Here is a 4,558-nt window from a genome sequence, read left to right as displayed (position 1 = left end):
GTGCGGCTGCCGCCCACGATGCAGGCGCAGACGCAATTGCGCGGCGCGGGCTTCGCCCTCGCGGCGACGCTGGTGGACGGCGGCGACGATCTGTTCGCCACTGCCTTGCCGCAGCGCCTGGTCTACGTGATGGGCGCCGAGAGCGACGGGATGGACCGCGACTTCGCGCAGGCCTGCGATCTGCGCCTGTCCATCCCCGGCAGCGGCGCGGTGGAAAGCCTCAACGTCGCCGCCGCCACCGCGGTGTTGCTGGGCACCTGGCGCAGCCGGCATCCGCACGGGCGTGCGGCGCGCTGAGCACGGCGTCACGCGCTGAGATGCGGCTGCATTTGGCTACGCAATAGTGTGCGCGCCGGCCGGTTTCGGGTTTGCGAGGGGCCTGCCGGCGGCGTAGCGTGCAGGCGCGCCTCGCCGATGCGATCGCGCCACGCGCGCTGGCGTCGGCGAAACCGCGCAGTCCCCCGCCCGAAAGGGCCATCGTCACTCCTGCGGAGATGTCGCTCATGAAGCTGCTGTTCTCCATCAAGCACCTGCTGTCGTCGAAGAAGCCGCTGAAGTCGTACGCCTGGTACATCTGGTACTGAGCGCCGTGTGCGATGCCGCGCGGCATGCCGTGCGGCCGGTGCCCGGCGGATGCGCTGCGCCGGGCGTCGTTCCTCCAGGAGACTGGCGATGTCCGCCACCATGGTCGACCGCGATGCGCGCGCCACGGTCTTCGCGCCGCGTCTGCAGGCGTTGCTGCGCGCGCATGTGGGGCAGGACGCGTTCCGCCTGGATGCCGACACGGTCGGTGTCGCCGGCGCCGCGCTGAGCGACCGCCTGCTCGCGGCCCGGCCCGCCACCGAACACGAACGGCCGACCTTCAAGCCGTTGCACGGCCGCTCGATCGCGCGCAGCGAGGCGGCGAAACTGATGCAGGCGATCGGCCGCGACGTGCGCGAGGCGCTGAAGCGTCCGCCGCCGCCCACACTCGACCTGTCCGGTCCATGGCCGCACATCGGCCATGTCTATCTGCGCGACCTGCTGCTCGGCGGCGACCCGTGGCGGCTGCGCCTGCTGATGGACCGCACCCTGGAACTGACGCCGCGCCTGACCTGGGCGGTGATCGCCGCCGGCGCGCTCGCACCGCTGGCGCCGGGCGCGGAGGCCTCGGCGTTGGCCACGCTGCTGTCCGCGGCCGATGGCTACCGCACGCGCCGCGATGCGATGGGCCTGTACCGGCGCACCGCCGCGCCGGTGTGCTTCACCATTTCCACGCTGGTCGCCAACGCGCTGTGGCTGGGGTCGCCGTTCGACGCGCGCGTCTGCAACCGCAACATCCTCTACGAAACCCTGCGCCTGCTGCCGTCGTCCTGGAACATCCTGCGCAATGCCTCGCCCGAGTACGGTGCGCTGGATCCGCGTATCGGCGCCGCCGACGACGTGCTGGTGCTGCCCTTGCTCAGCCATCGCGATCCGGCGCTGTGGGAGGAGCCGGAGGCGTTCCGGCCAGAGCGCTGGGACGGCGTGGATCCCGATGCGTTGCCCGGCTACCTGCCGTTCGGCCATGCCTCCGAGCGCTGCTGGGGCCGGCACATGGTCATGCCGCTGGCGGAGCGGCTACTGGACCTGCTGCGCGGTCAGGACCTGGTCGCGGACCCGCAGCAACGTCGCGCCACTGTGCCGTTGACCGGGCTGCTCGGTGTGGCCCAGGTCGACGTGATCCGGCACGCGCGCGCGCGAGGCGTTGCCTGCCGCACGCGGTGACGGCGCTCAGCGCGGGGCGGGCGGCGCGGTGGACCCGCGCGTGACCAGGGTGTAGTCCAGCACCTGATGGGTGCCGCGGCTGGGCAGGCCGTCGCGGCGCTGGCGAATTTCGCCGAGCAGCAGCGTCACCGCGGCCCTGCCCATCGCCGCGACCGGCTGGTGGATGGTGGTCAGCTCCGGCCAGATCGTGGTGGCCACCGGCGTGTCGTCGAAACCGGCGATCGACAGATCCTCGGGCACGCGCAGGCGCAGTCCGTGCGCGATCGCCAGCGCTGCCGCGGCCATGTCGTCGTTGCTGCACAGGATCGCGCTGGGACGCGGGGCGACCTGCAGCAACGCAGTGGCCGCGAGCAGGCCGGAGCGATAGGTGAACAGGCCTTCGGCCACGCGCTCCGGTGCCACCGTCAGCCCGGCCCCGGCCATGGTGTCGAAGAACGCGCGGCTGCGCAGTGCGCTGGGCGTGTGCCCGGGATCGCCGCTGACGAAGCCGATGTCGCGGTGGCCCAGGTCGAGCAGATGCCGGGTGAGCGCGCACGCCGCCTGGTAGTCGTCGATGCGCACCGAGCTGACCCCGGGCATCGGTGCGCCGGTGGCGACCGCCACCAGCGGAATGCCGCGCGCATCCAGTTCGGCGATGGTCTGCCGCGCATCGCACAGCGGCGGCGGCAGGATCAGGCCATCGGCACCGGCCGCGAGCAGGCGTTCGGTGGCGGCGCGCTGGCTGGCGCTGTCGTCGCTCTTTTCCACCAGCACCTGGCAGCCTTCCAGGCTGCTCTGCTCGAGCATGCCGAGCATGAACTGGTTGAGGTAGGCCGCGCTGGGATTGCTGTAGAGAACGCCGATGCGTGCCAGTCCTGCGGTGCGCAGCGAGCGGCCGGCGAGGTTGGGGCGGTAGCCGAGCGCCTTGATCGACGCTTCGACGCGCTCGCGCATGGTAGCGCTCACGCGCGGGTGACGATTGATCACGCGCGAAGCAGTCATCGGCGACACGCCCGCATGGCGGGCTACATCCAGCAACGTCACCGCTGAGCCCGCGCGACGTTGCCGTATGCCCATCAAAGGTCCTGGCGCTGCTGCGGAGGGGAAGCCCCTGCGCGCGTCCTGCGCAGGTCCGGTTTACTTTACTCCCTGGGCGGTTCCACTGTCTTGGCCTGGCTGCCGAAACCGCCGTCGGCCTGCGCCGCCAGATATGCGAACACCGCATACGCGGCGACATTCTGCGCCAGCGCCTTCGGGTCGATCTTGTCCAGGGTGTCGTCGGCGGTGTGATGCAGATCGAAGTAATCGCTGCCGTCCTGCGCCAGCCAGGCCCAGGCGCCGCCCTTGGCGGCGAGCGGACCGACGTCCGGGCCGGGGCCGCCGGCGTCCGGCGCATAGGCGATGCCGAGCGGTGCCAGCGCCTCGGCGATCTGCCGGGTCGCCGCGCGCGAGCCGGCGGCGTCGCCGGAGCCGGTGTTGAAGGCATAGATGCGGCCGGCGCCGAAGTCGCTCTCGGCGACGATCTGGTGCCGCGCCACGTCCTTGGCATGCGCCTGCGCATAGGCCTTGCCGCCGTACAGACCCTGCTCCTCGTTGGCGAAGGCGACCACGCGGATGCTGCGCTTGGGCGCCTGCTTGAGCTGGCCGATCAGATGCCCGGCGGCCATGCTGATCGCCACGCCGGCGCCGTCGTCGATCGCGCCGGTGCCCAGGTCCCAGGAATCCAGGTGCCCGCCGATCAGCACCACCTCGTTCGGCAGCGTGCGTCCGGTGATCTGCCCGATCACGTTGTAGGACGTGGCGGTGCCGTCCCAGCCGCAGTCCAGCGCCAGGCGCAGGCGTACCGGGCCGCGCGCGAGCAGGCGCGCCAGCTGGTTGGCGTCGGGCACCGACAGCGCCGCCGCCGGCACCGGCGTCAGTCCTTCGTCGAAGCGGGTGATGCCGGTATGCGGCACGCGGTGCGAATCGGTGCCGGCCGAGCGCATCACGAAACCGATCGCGCCCTTGCGGATCGCTTCGGACGGCCCCTTGCTGCGCACCGCGCCGCCGTTGCCGTAGTCCTTGCCATCGCGGGTGCGCAGCATCTGGTAATCGACGAAGGCGATCTTGCCGCGCAGCGCATCGGCCGGCGCCGCCTGCAACGCGGCCAGGTCGGCGAAGCGCACCACCTCGGCCTCGACCGTGCCGCCTGGGCTGCCGCCCAGCGCGGCGACAGTGAGCGGTTGCGCATGCGCGCCGAGCACCTGCGCGTGTTCGCTGCGACGCTCCCATTTCGGGAACGTCACCGGCTCGGTCCACACCTTGTCGAAGCCCAGTGCCTTGAATTTCGCCGTGGCCCAGGCCACCGCGCGTGCATCGGCCTCGCTGCCCGCCATCCGCGGGCCGATCTCGGTGGTCAGCGACTCGACCACCTTCCAGCTGGTGTCGTCGGCCAGTGCCCGCTCGCGCAAGGCCGCCGCGTCGCGGAGTGCCGCCTCCGGGATGCGCGTGGCCTCGGCGGCAACCGCAGGAGAGGACAGACTCAGCACAGCAGCGATGACGACGGCAAGACGACGCATGGAAAACTCCGCGGACACAGGAACCGCGAGCTTAGCAGTGCCTCACCGCCGTGCACGACGCGGCCTCCATGGCGGAAGCCGCGTGTGCCGTCGCGCTTACTCCGGGCGCGGCTCGTGTTTGAGCGAATCGCGGATCTCGCGCAGCAGCAGCACTTCCTCGGTCGGGGCCTTCGGCGCCGGCGGTTCCTTGCGGGCGATGCGGTTGATCGCCTTGACCAGCATGAAGATGGCGAAGGCCACGATCACGAACTGGATGATGGTGTTGAGGAAATCGC

6 protein-coding genes are annotated in these 4,558 nt (G+C 71.3%); 3 read left to right on the top strand and 3 right to left on the bottom strand.

Translation table 11 applies throughout. From position 1 onward, the window contains the following. From D180_RS05140 to D180_RS05130, 3 genes are all read left to right on the top strand, one after another. Nucleotides 1–297 (top strand): TrmH family RNA methyltransferase (locus tag D180_RS05140; protein WP_017911959.1); only part of this gene is annotated, 297 nt, incomplete at its 5' end. A 197-nt stretch (nt 298–494) separates the two neighbouring features. Then, nucleotides 495–584 (top strand): tryptorubin family RiPP precursor, encoded by a 90-nt coding sequence (locus D180_RS24435; RefSeq protein ID WP_017911958.1) that lies wholly within the window; start codon nt 495–497, stop codon nt 582–584. A gap of 88 nt (nt 585–672) precedes the next feature. Then, nucleotides 673–1,746, top strand: a complete 1,074-nt coding sequence (locus D180_RS05130; protein ID WP_017911957.1) for a cytochrome P450 — start codon at nt 673–675, stop codon at nt 1,744–1,746. Between the two features lie 6 nt (nt 1,747–1,752). Here the strand turns inward: D180_RS05130 and D180_RS05125 are convergent, their stop codons facing one another. The 3 genes from D180_RS05125 to D180_RS05115 form a co-directional block, all read right to left on the bottom strand. After that, the gene (locus D180_RS05125) at nt 1,753–2,805 is read right to left on the bottom strand and encodes a LacI family DNA-binding transcriptional regulator (protein ID WP_087963549.1); all 1,053 of its coding nucleotides are present in this window, start codon (nt 2,803–2,805) and stop codon (nt 1,753–1,755) included. A 62-nt stretch (nt 2,806–2,867) separates the two neighbouring features. Next, on the bottom strand, nt 2,868–4,283 hold the full coding sequence (locus D180_RS05120) for a M28 family peptidase (RefSeq protein ID WP_043090508.1): 1,416 nt from the start codon (nt 4,281–4,283) through the stop codon (nt 2,868–2,870). A 96-nt stretch (nt 4,284–4,379) separates the two neighbouring features. Next, nucleotides 4,380–4,558 (bottom strand): MscL family protein (locus D180_RS05115; RefSeq protein ID WP_017911954.1); only part of this gene is annotated, 179 nt, incomplete at its 5' end.

The sequence above is a fragment of the Xanthomonas sp. SHU 166 genome (assembly GCF_000364685.1).
GTDB lineage: Bacteria > Pseudomonadota > Gammaproteobacteria > Xanthomonadales > Xanthomonadaceae > Xanthomonas_A > Xanthomonas_A sontii.
Note: the sequence above shows the minus strand (reverse complement) of the source record. Positions and strands in the feature narration are given on the sequence as shown.